12 protein-coding genes are annotated in these 16,079 nt (G+C 66.7%); 2 read left to right on the top strand and 10 right to left on the bottom strand.

The window, feature by feature from the left end; all coding sequences use genetic code 11:
• The first annotated feature begins 110 nt into the window (after positions 1-110).
• Positions 111-953, top strand: a complete 843-nt coding sequence (locus AUL32_RS05740) for a fumarylacetoacetate hydrolase family protein (protein ID WP_062112483.1) — start codon at positions 111-113, stop codon at positions 951-953.
• A 126-nt stretch (positions 954-1,079) separates the two neighbouring features.
• Here the strand turns inward: AUL32_RS05740 and AUL32_RS05735 are convergent, their stop codons facing one another.
• The 4 genes from AUL32_RS05735 to purD all read right to left on the bottom strand — a co-directional run bounded on the left by AUL32_RS05735 (position 1,080) and on the right by purD (position 8,110).
• Positions 1,080-3,173, bottom strand: coding sequence for a 3-hydroxyacyl-CoA dehydrogenase NAD-binding domain-containing protein (locus tag AUL32_RS05735; protein ID WP_062112481.1), 2,094 nt, complete (start codon positions 3,171-3,173; stop codon positions 1,080-1,082).
• Between the two features lie 12 nt (positions 3,174-3,185).
• Positions 3,186-4,469, bottom strand: coding sequence for an acetyl-CoA C-acetyltransferase (locus AUL32_RS05730; RefSeq protein ID WP_062112479.1), 1,284 nt, complete (start codon positions 4,467-4,469; stop codon positions 3,186-3,188).
• Positions 4,466-6,739: an acyl-CoA dehydrogenase gene (locus AUL32_RS05725; RefSeq protein WP_062112477.1), complete on the bottom strand. Its 2,274-nt coding sequence runs from the start codon at positions 6,737-6,739 to the stop codon at positions 4,466-4,468. Before AUL32_RS05725 ends, AUL32_RS05730 begins: the two co-directional genes overlap by 4 nt.
• A gap of 111 nt (positions 6,740-6,850) precedes the next feature.
• Positions 6,851-8,110 carry a phosphoribosylamine--glycine ligase gene (purD, locus tag AUL32_RS05720; protein WP_062112593.1) on the bottom strand — a complete coding sequence of 420 codons (1,260 nt, stop codon included), beginning with the start codon at positions 8,108-8,110 and terminating at the stop codon, positions 6,851-6,853.
• 180 nt (positions 8,111-8,290) lie between these two features.
• Here purD and ubiA point away from each other — a divergent pair, with 180 nt between their 5' ends.
• Positions 8,291-9,292, top strand: a complete 1,002-nt coding sequence (ubiA, locus tag AUL32_RS05715) for a 4-hydroxybenzoate octaprenyltransferase (RefSeq protein ID WP_062112475.1) — start codon at positions 8,291-8,293, stop codon at positions 9,290-9,292.
• Between the two features lie 11 nt (positions 9,293-9,303).
• Here the strand turns inward: ubiA and AUL32_RS05710 are convergent, their stop codons facing one another.
• The 6 genes from AUL32_RS05710 to AUL32_RS05685 all read right to left on the bottom strand — a co-directional run bounded on the left by AUL32_RS05710 (position 9,304) and on the right by AUL32_RS05685 (position 16,078).
• Positions 9,304-9,879 (bottom strand): DUF6101 family protein, encoded by a 576-nt coding sequence (locus tag AUL32_RS05710; protein ID WP_061975583.1) that lies wholly within the window; start codon positions 9,877-9,879, stop codon positions 9,304-9,306.
• A 180-nt stretch (positions 9,880-10,059) separates the two neighbouring features.
• Complete coding sequence (locus AUL32_RS05705) at positions 10,060-11,490, bottom strand: FAD-binding oxidoreductase (protein ID WP_062112473.1); 1,431 nt, start codon at positions 11,488-11,490, stop codon at positions 10,060-10,062.
• A gap of 51 nt (positions 11,491-11,541) precedes the next feature.
• Positions 11,542-12,510: an L-threonylcarbamoyladenylate synthase gene (locus AUL32_RS05700; protein ID WP_062112471.1), complete on the bottom strand. Its 969-nt coding sequence runs from the start codon at positions 12,508-12,510 to the stop codon at positions 11,542-11,544.
• Positions 12,511-12,603: 93 nt separating this feature from the next.
• Entirely contained in the window at positions 12,604-12,852 is a 249-nt protein-coding gene (locus AUL32_RS05695; RefSeq protein ID WP_062112469.1) for a hypothetical protein, read from the bottom strand.
• Positions 12,853-13,056: 204 nt separating this feature from the next.
• Complete coding sequence (locus AUL32_RS05690; protein WP_082659314.1) at positions 13,057-14,541, bottom strand: glycoside hydrolase family 25 protein; 1,485 nt, start codon at positions 14,539-14,541, stop codon at positions 13,057-13,059.
• A 451-nt stretch (positions 14,542-14,992) separates the two neighbouring features.
• Positions 14,993-16,078 carry an acyltransferase family protein gene (locus AUL32_RS05685; protein ID WP_062112464.1) on the bottom strand — a complete coding sequence of 362 codons (1,086 nt, stop codon included), beginning with the start codon at positions 16,076-16,078 and terminating at the stop codon, positions 14,993-14,995.
• Position 16,079: the final 1 nt, after the last annotated feature.

The following is a 16,079-nucleotide window of genomic DNA, read 5'->3' as shown; positions in this document are numbered from 1 at the left end:
CGGCGACACGGCTTCATGTGGAACTTGAACGTAAACGTCAAAACAAAAGGTTGGAAGATCGAAAGCGCTGTCCCATTTCCCGCAGCAAGGGCAGTGTAGGAGTAGCGAGAATGCGGCTGGTGCGGTTCGGCGCGAGAGGGGCCGAGAAGCCGGGGATCGTGGACGGCGACGGGCGGATTCGAGACCTGTCCTCCCACGTGCCGGACTGGCGGGACCAGTTCATCGACCCCGTGGCGCTGGCAGAGCTTCGCTCGCTGGATCTTTCCGCCTTTCCCGAGGCGCCGGAGGACAGTCGACTCGGCGCCCCCGTCAGCGAGATCCGTAAGATCATCGGCGTCGGCCCCAATTATCACGAGAGCGCCCGTCTGGCCGGGTTCAAGGTCAATCCCGAGCCGACCCTGTTCATGAAGGCGGCGACCGCCGTCAGCGGGCCGAACGACCCGATCGAGATTCCGCGCCTGTCCACTCGCACGGACTGGGGCGTGGAACTGGCCGTAGTGATCGGGCGCACCGCGAAATATGTCAGTGTCGAAGCCGCCATGCAGCATGTCGCCGGCTTCACTTTGTCGAACGACCTGACCGAGCGCAACTTCCAGCTTCAGCGCGGCGGCCAGTGGTTCAAGGGCAAGTCGCACGACACGTTCGCGCCCGTCGGGCCTTGGCTCGTGACACCGGACGAGGTGCCGAACTACCACGACCTGACGCTCTGGCTCGAGGTGAACGGCGAACGGGTGCAGTCCGGCGAAACCAACCGGATGATCTTCAAGGTGCCCTATCTCATTTCCTACGTGTCGCGCTTCCTGCGGCTGGAGCCGGGCGACGTCATCATGACGGGCACGCCCGCCGGCGTCGGCCTCTCCCACGATCCGCCTCGCTTTCTCGCCCCGGGTGATCGCATGGTTCTCGGCTGCGACGAACTCGGCCAGCAAAACTACATCTGCATGCAGGGCTGAGTTTCGAAGGCTCTTTGGCGTCTGGGTGCCCATTGCGGTGAAGTCGAATTCACCGCAATGGGACGAAGGTTTCGTTCTTGCTGCAAGATGGGACGGCAAGGCGTGTCCGCCTTGCCGGGAAACGCTCTAGAATCGGTCCCAACCCTTGTCCGGCTCGAACCGCGCGCCGTGCGACATTTCGAGTTCCGTGAGACGAGCGACGACCTGATCGACGCCGCGCTCGCGTGCGTAGCGCAAGGGGCCGCCCCGGAAGGGCGCGAAGCCCGTTCCGAACACCATGGCGCCGTCCGCGATCTCCTCGCTGTCCACTACGCCTTCGCGCAGGGCCGCCACCAGCGTGTTCAGCATCGGCAAGATCAGCCGGTCGATCAGCGCCTCGTCGTCGCGCGAGCCGTCGGGCAGCGCTTCCAGCGCGATCTTCTTCGGCTTGCCGTCCGCATCGTAGTCGTAGAGCCCTCGCCCGGTCTTCCGGCCGAGCCGGCCCTCCCGGATCATCTCGTGCATCCAGCCCGGCGTTTCCGGCAGCGGCATCTTCAGCCGCTCGCGCAGCGTGTCGGCCACCTCCACCGCGATGTCGAGCCCGACCTGATCGGCCAGCTCCACCGGTCCCATCGGCATGCCGAAGGCCTCGGCCCTGGCGTCGATGCGCTCCTTGGGCACCCCCTCGTCCACGAGCTTCAGCGCCTCGGCGATGTAGGGCGTCAGCGCTCGGTTCACGAGGAAGCCGGCGCTGGGCTTTACAGGCGCCGGCAGGCGCGAAAGCTCCACGACGAAGCTCGTCGCCCGGCGCAGGGTCTCGTCCGACACGCCGTCATGGCGCACGATCTCAACCAGCTGCATCCGCGACACGGGATTGAAGAAGTGAATGCCGACGAAGCGCGACGGGTCGCTGAGGCCTTCCGCCAATTCGGGGAGCGGCAGAGCCGATGTGTTGGTGGCGAGAATCGCGCCGGGCTTCAGCCGCCCTTCGGCCTCTTGAAGGATGCGCCGCTTGAGATCGAGCTTTTCCGGCGCGGCCTCGATCACGAGGTCGGCGCCGGCAAGACCTTGACCATCGGGGTCCGGCACCAGCCGATCCAGCGCGTCGCGCGCTTTCAGCGGGTCCTTGAGCACGGCCTCCAGCATCTTCGTGGCGGCCTTCACCGCCCGGCCGATCGGCTCCAGCGCGATATCCTGCAAGGTGACGGCGAAGCCTTCCTTGGCGGCCCAGGCGGCGATGTCGCCGCCCATGGCCCCGGCGCCGATCACATGAACACGCTTGATCTCGCTCCGTCCCTTGCGAAGGCCGCGCATCGTCTCGCGCAGGAAGAAGACGCGCACGAGGTTCTGTGCGGTCGGGCTCTCCACAAGCTTGGCGAAGCTTTCCAGCTCGGCCTCGCGCATGCGCTCCGGCCGGCCGCCATGCGCCTCCCAAAGGTCGATCAGCGCGAAAGGAGCTGGATAGGTGTCCGGGCGCGCCTTCTCCAACGCCTTGGCCCGCATCTGCCGCGCGGCGAGGCTGCGCGCCGGCTTGAAGGAGAAGGCGCGGGAGCGCAGGCTCGGGTCGGGGCGCACGAGATCGCCGAAGATCGCGGCATGAGAGGCGTTGAGAACATGCCGCTCCTCCACCACCGCATCCACCAGGCCGATCGCCTTGGCCTTGCGGGCGGAGATGGATTTGCCCGTCAGCATCAGGCCCATAGCCTCGATAGGATCGGCCAGTGTGACGGAGCGAAACGTGCCGCCGAGGCCAGGGTGTAGGCCGAGCATCACCTCGGGAAAACCGAGCGTGGCGTTCGACACGGCAATGCGCATCCGGCAGGCGAGCGCCAGTTCCAGCCCGCCGCCGAGGCAATGGCCATGCACCACGGCAACGCTGACGCAGGGCAGCGCCGCCAGCCGGTCGAGCACGCGGTGCCCCTCCTCCAGCATCTCGCGCACGGCGGATTGGGAGGCGCCGACGAACCCGTTGATATCGGCGCCCGCTGCGAAGCCGTTCGGCTTGGCGGAGCGGATCACCAGCCCGCGCGGGCGGTCGGCCTCCAGCGCGGCGAGATGCCGGTCCAGCTCTTCCAGCACACTGCGGTCGATCGTGTTGACCGACTTGCCGGGCTTGTCGAGCACGAGCCAGGCGATGTTCTCGTCGTCGCGCGAAACACGCCAGTTCCCCTCCGGCGCGGCGTGCCGGGCGGCCGAGAGCTCCAATGCGCGGTTTTGCAGGGCGTTGAGCATCGTATCCATGAGCGTGTCTCCTCAGGCCGCTTCGAGAAGCATGGCGCCGCCGAGGCCGCCGCCGATGCATTGCGAGGCAACGCCGAACCGCGCGCCGCGACGGCGCAGCGTTCGCGCCAAATGCAGCGTGATTCGGTTCCCGCTGGCGCCGACGGGATGCCCGAGCGCGATCGCCCCGCCATCGACATTCAGCCGATCGCGCGGAATGCTGCCCAAGGCTCCATCGAAGCCGAGCACCTTGCGGCCCACCCCCTCGTCCTCGAAAGCCCGCAGACAGGCCAGGACCTGCGCCGCGAAGGCCTCGTTGATCTCGAACAGGTCGATATCGGCGAGCGAAAGCCCGCGCTTCTTCAGCAGGCCCGCCATGGAGACCACAGGCCCAAGCCCCATGATCGAAGGGTCGAGGCCCGCCCAGTGGGCGTCCACGATCCGCGCCAGCGGTTCAAGCCCGTGCTCGCGTACTGCCTCTTCGGAGGCGAGGATGGTCCAACTGGCGCCATCGGTGATCTGCGAGGAATTGCCGGCCGTGACATTGCCATAGGGGCGCTCGAACACGGGCTTCAAACCGGACAAGGCCTTGGCGGTCGAGTCGGGGCGCACCCCATCGTCGTGATCGTAGACGCGCCCGTCCTGCGCGAAGGCCGTGAGCACTTCGCCTTTGAGCAGTCCCTCGCTTTGCGCCTGGGCGAGCCGGCGATGGCTTTCGGCGGCGTATTCGTCGGCCTCGCGGCGCGTGACGCCGAAGAGATGGCCGATCTTTTCCGCCGTCTGGCCCATGTTGAGCGAGGTGATCGGATCGGTCAGCCCGCGCTCCAGGCCGATCACCGGCTTCAGAAAGTCGGGACGAAGGGACGAGACGACCTTCAGCCGCTCGCCCGGCGACTTCGCGCCGTTCAGCCGCGCGAACCAGTCCACCGCGCCGCGCTGGAGCACGAGCGGAGAATGGCTGAGCGCTTCCGCCCCGCCGGCCAGCGCGATCCGCGAGCGACCCGATTCGACGGCGCGAAACGCCTCATCGATTGACAGCATGCCCGAGCCGCAATTGATCTGCACGGTATAGGCCGGCACGGCTTCGGGCAGGCCGAGGCGCAGGGCTGCGACGCGAGCCGGGTTCATCTCCTCGGCCACGACATTGACGCAGCCGAGAACAACGAGATCGATCAGGGCGGGGTCAAAGCGCTGGCGCAGGAGAAGCGGGCGGCCGCATTGCACGGCGAGATCCACCGGCGTGAACGGGCCGGGCTTGCCGCGTGCCTTGATGAAGGGCGTGCGGGCGCCATCGACGAAATAAACGGCGCGGCTCATTCGGCGGCCTCCGCCGTCACGGCGTTCGGTCGGTCTTCCGGCGGCTTGCGATGCTGCGCGGCGATCGGCGACACCTCCTCCATCGGGAAAGCATCCACGGCCACGACGCGCGCCACGGCCTCGTCCCGCTCTCGCAGGAGAGCGATTTCTTGATCGGTGATCAGCCCTGCCCCGTGCGCCTTCTCGATGTCGCGCAGCTTGGCCTCGCGCAGCCGCTTGTCGATCGGAGCGGCCTCCACCACGAGCCGGAAGGCGCGCTCCAAAATCGCGACGGGATAGTCCGGCTTGCCCTCGCCAAGATAGAGATCGGCGCAGAGCCGATCCCGCTGCGAGGACGGGCGCATCAGAGTCTCGGCGACCTCGCGCACCAGCTCGTCTGCCGGCGGGCGCAGCGGAACGCCGAGCGGGAAGGACAGGAGACGTGCCGCCACCGCCGCCCAGCGGCTCGGCAGGTTGACGAAGACGCCGCTGAAGGCGAGGCCCATGCGGTTGTAGCCGCGCTGCATGACATATTCGACGATGGGGCGATCGACCTCCGGCCGGCCTTCCGTCTCGAAACGCTTCAGCGTCGCGCCGAGGAGATACAGCTCGGAGAGAATGTCGCCGAGGCGCGCCGAGATCATCTCGCGCCGCTTCAAGGCCCCGCCGAGCGTCAGAAGCGCGAAGTCGGCCAGCATGGAGAAGGCGGCGCTATAGCGCGACAATTGCCGCCAGTGGCTGAGGAAGGCGGCGCCGCGTGGCGCCGGCGCGGCGAGGCCCCCGGTCCAGCCGAACAAAGCCGTGCGTGCGGCATTGGTCAGCGAATGGCCGACATGGCCCCAGAAGGCCTTGTCGAAGCTCTCCAGGCCCTTCTCTTGGTCAGGATCGGAGAGGGCGCGCATCTCGGACAGCATGAAGGGATGGGCGCGGATCGCCCCCTGCCCGAAGATCATCAGGTTGCGCGTCAGGATGTTGGCGCCTTCCACCGTGATGCCGATGGGCACGGACTTGTGCTGGGCGCCGAGCATGTTCATCGGTCCGTCGATGATGCCCTTGCCGCCATGCACGTCCATCGCCTTCTCGACCGAGCGGCGCATCATCTCGGTGGCGTTGTATTTCATGATGGCGGAGATCACCGAGGGCCGGTGCCCCTCGTCCAACGCCGCGACCGTCAGGCGCCGCGCGGCGTCGACCTGATAGGCATTGGCGGCCAGCTCCGCCAAGGGCTCCTGAATGCCCTCGAACAGGCCGATCGGGACGTTGAACTGCGTGCGCACGCGCGCATAGGCGCCGGTGAGCCGAGCAGCCATGGCGGCGGCGGCAGCCGATTGCGAAGGCAGCGAGATGCCGCGACCGGCGGCCAGCGCCGTCATCAGCATGGTCCAGCCCTCGCCGATCCGCTCCGGGCCGCCCAGCACCCAGTCCAGCGGAATGAAGACGTCGCGGCCCGAGATCGGCCCGTTCTGGAAAAAGGTGAACTGCGGAATGTGCCGGTCGCCATGGCGCACGCCGGGGGTCGAAGTCGGCAGGAGGGCGACCGTGATGCCGAGATGTTCGCCGCGCCCGAGATGGTTTTCGGGGTCCTGAAGTTTGAAGGCGAGGCCCATGACGGTGGCGACGGGCGCGAGCGTGATGTAGCGCTTGTCGAAATTCAGGCGGATGCCGAGCACCCGCTGACCCTCGTGCTCGCCATATTCGACCACGCCGTGGTCCTTCATGGCGGCGGCGTCGGAGCCGGCATCGGCCGACGTCAGGCCGAAACAGGGGATCTCGCGCCCATCGGCCAAGCGCGGCATCCAGTAATCGCGCTGCGCCTGCGTGCCGAAATGCAGCATCAGCTCGCCGGGCCCGAGGGAATTGGGCACCATGACGGTGACGCCGGCGGCGACGCTGGCGGACGAGACCTTGCGCACCACTTCCGAATGCGCGGTGTTAGAGAAGCCGAGGCCGCCATATTGCTTCGGGATCACCATGCCGAAGAACTTGCGGGACTTGATGAAGTCCCAGACCTCGGGAGAAAGGTCCCGGTCCTTCCAGGTGATCGCCCAGTCGTCCAGCATGGTGCAGAGTTCGACCACGGGCCCGTCGAGAAAGGCCCGCTCCTCGTCGGTCAGACGCGCGGGCGCCATGGCCAGAAGCTTGTCCCAATCGGGCGCGCCGCTAAACAGCTCGCCGTCCCACCAGACCGTGCCGGCGTCGATCGCCTTCTCCTCGGTCTCGGAAATGGCGGGCATCGCCGTCTTGGCCCAACGGTAGATCGGCCGGGTCAAACGATCCTTGCGAAACGACATAAGCTTCCTCCCTTCGCGAAATGCGCCCTTTTCGCATCGTCAGACATCTTACGTAAGTGGCAATGCGTCGATTCCCACCCTCCCGTGGGTCTCGGCGCGCTCAAGCCTTCGTCAGCGTCGGGCGCGATGGGCGATGTCGCGGCGGCAGAAGCCCTCGCTCCACTCCACCCGGTCCACCAGAGCGTAGGCCTTATCGACTGCCTGCGCCACATCGGGTGCGCGCGCCGTCACGTTGAGCACGCGCCCGCCACTCGCCACCAGCGCGCCGTCGATGAGGCTCGTGCCGGCATGAAAGATCATTTCACTCTCGCCGGTTTCCGGCAGAGCTTTGATCGGCGTGTTCTTGGCGTAGCTGCCGGGATACCCCTCGGAGGCGAGAACCACAGTCACCGCCGGCTCGGCCGACCAGCGAAGATCGACCGCATCCAGCGAACCGGTCCCGGCTGCGAAGAGAACCGGCAGGAGATCGCTTTCCAGCCGCATCATCAGGACCTGCGTTTCAGGGTCGCCGAAGCGGACATTGTATTCGATGAGCTTCGGCCCATCCTGGGTCAGCATCAGGCCGGCGTAGAGAACGCCCCGGAAAGGCGCGCCCTTCTCTCGCATGCCCTCCAGCGTCGGTCGCACGATCTCGGCCATGGCCTGCTCGATCAGCTCGGGCGTCATGAGATAGGAGGGGGAATAGGCGCCCATGCCGCCGGTGTTCGGCCCCTTGTCGCCGTCGAAGACGCGCTTGTGATCCTCGGCCGTCCCGAAGACGACGGCGCGCTCGCCGTCACAAAGGCAGAAGAGCGAAGCTTCCGGCCCAACCATGCACTCCTCGATCACCACTTCCACACCGGCGGCTGCGAGATCGCCGCCGAAGCAATCGTCGATCGCGGCGATCGCCTCCTCGACGGTGGACGCGACCGTGACGCCCTTGCCGGCCGCTAGCCCATCGGCTTTCACCACGATCGGCGCGCCTTCGCGGAGGACATAATCCTTGGCGGCGTCGGCCTGGGAGAAGCGCTCGTAGCGCGCGGTCGGAATGGACTTAAGGGTGCAGAGATCCTTGGTGAAGCCTTTCGAGCCCTCCAGCCGCGCGGCGGCGGCGCTCGGCCCGAACACGGCGATGCCGGCCTCGCGAAGGCTGTCGGCCAGACCGGCAACGAGGGGCACCTCGGGGCCGACCACCACGAAGCCGATGCTCCTTTCGCGGCAAAAGGCCACGACGGCATCGTGATCGGCGGGGTCGATCGCGACGCACTCCGCGACCTCGGCGATGCCGGGATTGCCCGGCGCGGCGTAGAGGCGGCCGAGCTCCGGCGACTGGGCAAGTTTCCAGGCCAGCGCATGTTCGCGGCCACCCGAGCCGATCAGAAGAACGTCCATGGTCATTCTTAGCCTCCGCAGGGCCGAAATCGATCGGCGGCCAGGGCGGCCGCGCCTTCGGCTCGGGGATTACGGGTCCGACAAGGGCGGGGTCAAGCCTCGGCGGCGCGAAGACAAGGGCTTGGCGGAGCGACGGCGAGGGCTTGACGGGCGGGGCCTTGCCGGGCTTCTCCCCTTTTCATGCAAAGACCCGACGCTTCATCCAACGGTTCGCCAGACCGCGTTTCGGACGCTCCATCCGACAATTTCGTCTACCGCGTGCTTCCGCGCGCGCTCTGGCCCTATGCGCAGCTGGCGCGTTGGGATCGGCCGATCGGCTGGCAGTTGCTGTTGTGGCCGTGTTTCTGGTCGGCCGCGCTGGCGCCTCACTGGGCCGCGCCCTCGGCCGTGCACACGGGCCTGCCGGATCTGCGCCATCTCGCGCTGTTCTTCATCGGCGCCATCGCCATGCGCGGGGCCGGCTGCACCTATAACGACCTCGTGGACCAGGACATCGACGCGAAGGTGGCGCGCACGCGCTCGCGGCCCTTGCCGTCCGGGCGTGTGTCGAGCCGGCAGGCGAAGCTCTTCCTGGTCGCGCAGGCGCTGGTCGGCCTGCTGGTGCTTCTGCAGTTTAACAGTTTCGCGATCGGGCTCGGCCTCAGCTCGCTCGCCATCGTCGCGACCTATCCGTTTCTGAAACGCGTCACCGATTGGCCGCAGCTCGGCCTCGGCCTCTGCTTCTCCTGGGGCGCGCTGATGGGATGGGCGGCGTTCTGGGGCACGATCTCGCTCGCGCCCGTGCTTCTTTATCTCGGCTCGGTGCTGTGGACGATCGGCTATGACACGATCTACGCCCATCAGGACCGCGAAGACGACACGCTGGTCGGCGTTCGCTCCACGGCGCGCCTCTTCGGCCGGCACACCAAGCGGGCGCTGACCCTTCTCTATGGCGGCGCGCTGGCGCTCTTCACCCTCGCCTTCCTGGCGACGGGCACGGGGGCCTCCGGTCCTGCGTGGCCGGCCTATGCCGCCATCGCCATCGGCGCGGTTCAGATGCAATGGCAGATCAGCCGGCTCGACATCGACGACGGCGAGCAATGCCTGAAGCTGTTCAAGTCGAACGGCCTGTTCGGTTGGATCATCTTCCTTGGGCTGGTCTTTTCCAGCCTTTGGATCCTGTCCTTCCCCCAGCTCGGCTGAACGGTCCCGCGTCAGTTGCGGGCGATGATCTCTTCGCCCGCCACGACCATGCGCATGCCCAGGCCGCCCGGCTTGCGACGGGCGAGGAAGCGCGGACGGCGGCCGCGATGGCTGGAGCGGCGGCGCGTGGCCGGCTCTCCGGTGCGCAGCTTGCCGAAGGTCTCTTCCAGCGCCGTGACGCGGCCATCGGACTCGACCATCAGCATGGGCAGATCGAAGAGTTCGGACCAGCTGCGCCAGTCGGCCGCCACGTCGTAGAGGTCGCAGGCGACCAGAAGCGGCACGGAGAGCTTGGGATTCTCGTGATGCAGTTCGAGCGTCACCGTGACCTCGCCTTCGCCATCCTCCATGGCGCGGGCGGCCACACCCTTGAAGGAGCGCGGCGCCAGGGCGATGGCCACCGGAATGCCGCTCATTTCCAACTTGCGACGGATCACCGCTCCGCGCCGGTCGACGCGATAGGTGATCGTCTCCTCCCCTTCACGAACCTCGAAGGTCTGCTTACGCCCGGCGAGAGCGGGGTCCAGACGGATCGGCATGCTCGCCCATTCGGGCTTCAACGACGTCGGATTGGTAACCAGGCTCATGGTCGCGCCTCTCGTCTCTCTGCTGGAAGCTCTCGGGTTCGAGAGACTTCCCCTTTGCCGATGTATCCCGGCTTTCGATGCTTGGAGACTATAGGAGGCTTATTTCATGCTGCCTAAGAAAGGCAGTTAAGTCTTCCTGACCTTCAACACGGTGTTCAAAAGGTAACTTCAAATAAAACTTTAAAGGAGCTTGCCCGGATTCATAATCCCATAAGGATCGAAGACGGCCTTGATCCCCCGCATGAGGGCGAGTTCCGCCGGGTCCTTGGTGCGCGCAAGCTCGTCGCGCTTCAGCTGACCGATACCGTGCTCGGCCGAGAAGCTGCCGCCGAGATCGGCCACCACGCCGTGGACCAGCGCGTTGATCTCCCCCCAGCGCGCCAGGAAAGCTTCCTTGTCCGCGCCGATCGGCTGGGAAATGTTGTAGTGGATGTTCCCATCGCCCAGATGCCCGAAGGAGACGATGCGCGAGCCTGGAATGGCGTCCAGAACCAGGGCGTTGGCCCGCGCCAGGAATTCGGGAACCAGCGCCACCGGCACGGACACGTCGTGCTTGATGGAGCCGCCCTCGGGCTTCTGCGCCCAGCTCATCTCCTCGCGCATGCGCCAGAAGGTCGTGGCATCGGCCATGGACTGAGCGATGGCCGCGTCCTCGATCTCCCCCGCTTCGAACGCGCCTTCCAGAATGGTTTCGAGAACCGCTCGCGCGTCCTCGCCCGAAACGGGCGACGAGATTTCGATCAGAACATACCACGCATGCGGCTCCGCCAGCGGATCGCGCGCGCCCTGCGTATGCCGGACGGTAAACTCGATGCCGATTCGCGGCATGAGTTCGAACGCGGTCAGGCGCCCGCCCGACAGGACCTCGGCCCGCGTCAGCAGCTTCAGCGCGGCATCCGGGCTATCGAGCCCGACATAGGCGACTTCGCGCCCGGCCGGCTTGGGAAAGAGTTTCAGCACCGCGCCGGTGATGATGCCGAGCGTGCCTTCCGAGCCGATCAGGAGGTGACGCAGGTCGTAGCCGCGATTGTCCTTCTTCAGCCGTCGCAGACCGTGGACGATCTCGCCCGAAGGCAGCACGGCTTCGATACCGAGGCAGAGATCGCGCGTGTTGCCATAGGCCAGCACCGCCGTTCCGCCGGCATTGGAAGCCAGATTGCCGCCGATCTGGCAGGAGCCTTCCGAGCCGAGAGACAGCGGGAAGAAGAGCCCCGCCTCGTCCGCCGCCTCCTGCACACGCTTGAGAACCACACCGGCGTCCAGCGTCATCGTGCGCCCCACCGAATCGACCTCGCGAATGCGATCGAGCCTGCCCAGCGACAAGACGATTTCGCCGTCCGACCGCGGCATCTGCCCGCCGACAAGCCCAGTGTTGCCGCCCTGCGGCACGATTGGCGTGCGGGTCTCCGAGGCGAGCTTGAGGATGGCCGAGACCTCATCGACGCTCGAAGGCCGCAGCACGAGGCGCGTGCGCCCTTTGAACTTGTCGCGTTCCTCGTGAACGAAGGGGGCGATGTCGCCGGCCTCGGTCAGCGCCCGCCCGGGCGGCAAAAGGGCCGCGAAGCGGTTCAGAAGGTCGTCGGAAAGCGGCTGGGAATCGAACGTGTCCATGCCCGGACGCTAGACCGGATCATGGTTAAGGTCGAGATCAAGGGGCTGCCATCATCGGTCGGCGGCGGCGCGGCGCAAACGGTCATTGATCGCCTCGCCCAGCCCTTCGCGCGGAATGGGCGCAACGGCGATCCGCTCGATCTCCGGCGCGTCGAAGGCCGAAAGCGCGGCGAAGAGCCGGCTGGCGGCCTCGCGCAGATCGCCCTCCGGGCTGAGATTGAAGATGCCGCCGGCCTTTTCCAAGCCGCGCACCGGCTCCGGCCCGAAGCCGATCCAGTGCTCGCCGGGCTCGGGCGCGACGGCGTCGAGGCGCACGCGGCCGGCGGGCGCGTAATGCGACAGAAGCTGGCCGGGAGCGGTGATCGCGTCCCCCTCCGCCCGCCGCCGAACGGGCAGCCCCGCTTCCTCGGCAATGCGCTCGGCCGTGAGCGTGCCTGGGCGCAGCAGCAGGATCTCATTGCCAAGGACGCGAATAATCGTCGATTCCAGCCCCTGCTCCGTGGCGCCGCCATCCGCCACCAGATCGATCCGCCCGCGCAGGGTGCGCAGGACATGTTCCGCCGTGGTCGGGCTGACGCGTCCGGATCGGTTGGCGCTTGGCGCGGCCACCGGGCGGCCGAGCGAGGCGATCACCGAACGCAGCGGCCCTTGGGGCAGACGCAGCGCCACGGTGTCCAGCCCGCCCAGCACCAGGGGATGCAGCTCGGCTCCCGGCAGGACGGGGAGCACCAGGGTCAGCGGCCCCGGCCAGAACCGTTCGGCCAGACGGCGAGACACCGGGTCGAACCGGGCGTATCGCTCGGCCATGGCGAGATCGCTGACATGGCAGATCAGTGGGTTGAAGTGCGGCCGGCCCTTGGCTTCGAAAATCCCCGCAACGGCAAGCCCGTTGGCGGCATCGGCGGCAAGCCCGTAGACCGTCTCCGTCGGTACGGCGGCAAGGCCCCCTTCGCGCAGGCACATCAGCACCGCCGCGCCCGCGCCATCGTCCCTCAGATCGATCCGTTTCGTATCCCGCATGAGTGACACCTACGACGCGGCGCTCGGCACGAAAAGAAAAAACGACGGCGCCCCGAGAGGAGCGCCGCCGCTTGATATCGCGTTTCCGAAAAATCAGTTCGCCGTCGCGCCGTTCTGAGCCGGCGGGGTGACGTTGAGCGTCGGCACTTCCACGGTGCGCGTTTCGCTGCCGACCGATACGCTGCCGACATCCACATCGGCCTTGGGCAGCTGCCCGCCCCTCACCGTGACATTCGGCAGGACTGCCTGCTGCGTCTGGCGCACGCTCACCATGTTGTAGGCAAACCAAGCGACGCCGACGATGACGACGAGACCGAGAACCCAACCCAACGCTCTACCCATGATACTCACCCTTTACACCAGCCCGTCCGGGCTTCGAATGGGCAATGAACAGGGTCGAGGCTCGATCGTTCCCGCGAGAGCGACGCAAGCCTGGAATAAACTTTGCGTGGTGAAATGGGGAAACGGGAAAGGGCCGCCTGGACACGCAGGGCCCCCGGAATAGCGACGCGCGAGCGAGAGGATGGGAGGGCAAAGGGCCCTACGTCAACGCGTGGCGTCGAACGCTTTCACGACACGAAGATCGGCCGTCGCCAGACTGGCCAGGGACGTCCAGCGATCGCGCGAGGACGCAGCGTCCGCCCGCTCGTCAGGTTGCTTCCCTCCGTCCGAAGCGGCGGGAACGCGCGTCATCGTCGCCTGCGCTTTTTTCATCAGTTCCGCGATGCGGGATTTCAAATGCTCCCGCACCTCGCTGCGCCGCTCGGGCGGCGGGCTGGCGGCCTCGGTGTCGCGCAGGATCTCGCGCACCGCCTGCATTTCCTGTTTTAGCTGCTTCACGGCGTCGATGACGCTCGCCGCTTCCGGCGCCTGGAGTGCGGCTTTTGCCCCCGCGTCGCCGGGGATCACGGGGTTGACCTTCGGCGTATCGGTCAGCGCCGAAAGAACCGGCGAAGCCGGCTTACCAGCATGCTCCTGGCGAGCCGCCTCAGTCAGAAGCTTCAACGGATCGATCGGCTGACGCCCGCCGCTCGGGCCATAGGCGGCGGCAAACGTCCCGGGCACGACCTGCGCCTGCTCGGCTTCGGCAACCTCCGTCACCGCCGCGTCGGCGATCGCCTGCTTGGACTGGTCGGAGACCGAGGCGATCAGGGCGCCGGCGTCAGGCGTCGATTGCGGGTCCGCGCCGACAAGGCCGTTGAAGGGCCAGGCATCGCGCAGTTCGGCGACCGTCAGGGGCGAGACGTTCACATCGATGTCGTTTTTGGCGCCGGGCACCCGGTAGGGGCAGGACCGGGCACTGCAATTGTGCATGGAGGAGAACTGCCAGAGCGCATAATTGTCCCAATTCCCCGTCGGGAAGACGCCCGTGATGTCGTCGCGATAGCGGGCGTACCAAAGCTGCAGCCGCGACAGGAGCGGATATTGCGCCTGGTTCCGGGCGATGTAATCGGCCGTGTTGCCGTTGGTGTAGAGTACGGGATAGCGGCCAAGGCGGATCTTGATCTGCCGGGCGAAGGTTTCGGCATCGGCCAGCGACATCCAGTCCGATGTGTTGTCTTCGATGTCGAGAGCAATCAGGTCGTCTGCCTCGGGCTGAGCGAAGTCGACGAAATGATCGGCCTGCTCGCGCGGGTTGCCGGGGCGGCCGAGATGATAGGCGCCCCATTTCAGACCCAGCGTCTTCGCCATCTCGCGGCGCGTCAGGTAAAGCTCCTGCGTGACGGAATATTTCCACCAGCGGTTCTTGCACAGGTTCAGGAGATCGCCCGACAGCTTCGCGCAGGACCATTCCGGCGGCAGCCCGTCGGAGGCCTTGCTGATGAAGCCGGCGACGCGCTTGTCCGAGGTCAGCGACTTCCAGTTGATCGGATTGAACTCGTAGGCATCGATCACCAGAGCGCGGTCCGTGTCCTTCCAAGGCTTGTTCCAATCGGCGCTCGCGGGCAGTGCGCCGAAAAGGATCGCGCTGGCGGCAATCGCACACAAGCAGCGCAGGGCAGCCGCGCGAGCGGCGCTCAAGTCAGGCATTCGGGTTCGTCCCCTCGTCGTCGCCGCGCAAGGCCCGAAGGACCGGCGGTGGCGATGCAATGTCCGTGAAGCGGCGCCCCGTATGCGCGCCGCCTGTCCCTCGAGTCCTGAAGGGGCATCCCCTTCGCCAATCGGAGATGTTGTCCACAGCCTGTCCGGCTTGCCGGAGGTCGTGGAATTCCGTCTTGGTGATTGCCGGTCATAAAATGAGAAAACTAGGCTTTCTCATGACTTAGCTTGATCCAACCTGCCGGCGGCGGCGAGCCGGGCACCGGAAGAGGCCTCAACGCGCCCCACAGGCGAAACCACCATGCGCGAGGACCCCATTGACGCCACGCGGTCTCATCGCCGCGAAACGCCTGGGCCGGCCCATGGCGGGCACGTCGTCAGGCCGTCCTTAGGAAACGATTCGCGCCTTGCTCGAGCCTGACGCCGCGAGCGACAAGCGATTTCAGGGGCCGCTCGGCGCGCCGACGCCCTGCAGCACGTCCCGGTCTAGATGGCGCCGAATCCAGCGCAGAACCGGGCGCTCGAAGCCGTAATGGAGGGCGCTGGCTGCGATCAGCGTACCGAGCACAACGCCGATCGGAAAACCGACGAGCCAGACGGCGGGCGCGCGAATGCCGAGATGTTCGAGCCCGAAGAGCAGCGCCCGGATCACGAAGAAATGCGAGAGATAGATGGCGTAGGACGTGTTCCCCGCCCATTCCGCGACGCTTGAGCGCGTCTCGCGGCGCCCGGAGACGGCGGCTAGGACCATGAGCCCAGACGGGATGCCCCATTGGAGGAAGCGCCAGGTGAAGTCGATCTGCGGGAAGGCGAAGAACAGGAGAAGCCCTGCCCCGCCGACCAGCCAGCGTAAGGCGTCCGGCATGCGGAAGCCGCGCGAGACGAGGAGATAGATCGCGATCCCGAGCAGGAATTCGAGAACGATCGGGTCGCTCCAGAAGCGCAGCGCGAGGCTGGACGGCGTAAGCCAGCGGCCGGCGACCACCCCGAGAATGAGAACGGCAAAGGTCGCGCCCAGCGCGATGCGCTGCCGCCAGCCCACGAAGACGGCGAAGACAGCATAGAAGAGCATCTCGTAATTGAGGCTCCAGCCGATATCGAGCAGCGGAAGGGGCACGCCGTCCGGGTTGGCGGCGGGGAAGAACAGGAAGGAGGCCACGATCTGCGTCGGAGTCGTCTCCGCCCAGACGGGCACGCGTGCGACGTTGAGAAGCACGATCAGGAGAACCGTCATCAGCCAGTAAAGCGGCGCGACGCGGGCGAGACGGCGCAGGAGAAAGGTCCGCCACGCCCCCGACTGCCCATGTAGGCTCTGAGAGGAATGCGCCATCACGAAGCCGGAGATGACGAAGAACACATCAACCCCGGCGACGAAGGGAAAGGGGCTGAGCGGCGACTGCTCGAAGCTCAGCCCGTAGTAACGAAGGTCGAGAGCGATCTTGATATGGGCGGCCACCACCATGAGGGCGGCGACGGCCCGCAACCACTGGATCTCGCCGATCCGGCGGCGGTCGCTCCATGCGGCCAAG

It is taken from the genome of Aureimonas sp. AU40 (genome assembly GCF_001463785.1).
GTDB lineage: Bacteria > Pseudomonadota > Alphaproteobacteria > Rhizobiales > Rhizobiaceae > Aureimonas.
The sequence above is the reverse complement of the archived record's forward strand: the minus strand, read 5'-3'. Positions and strand labels throughout refer to the sequence as shown.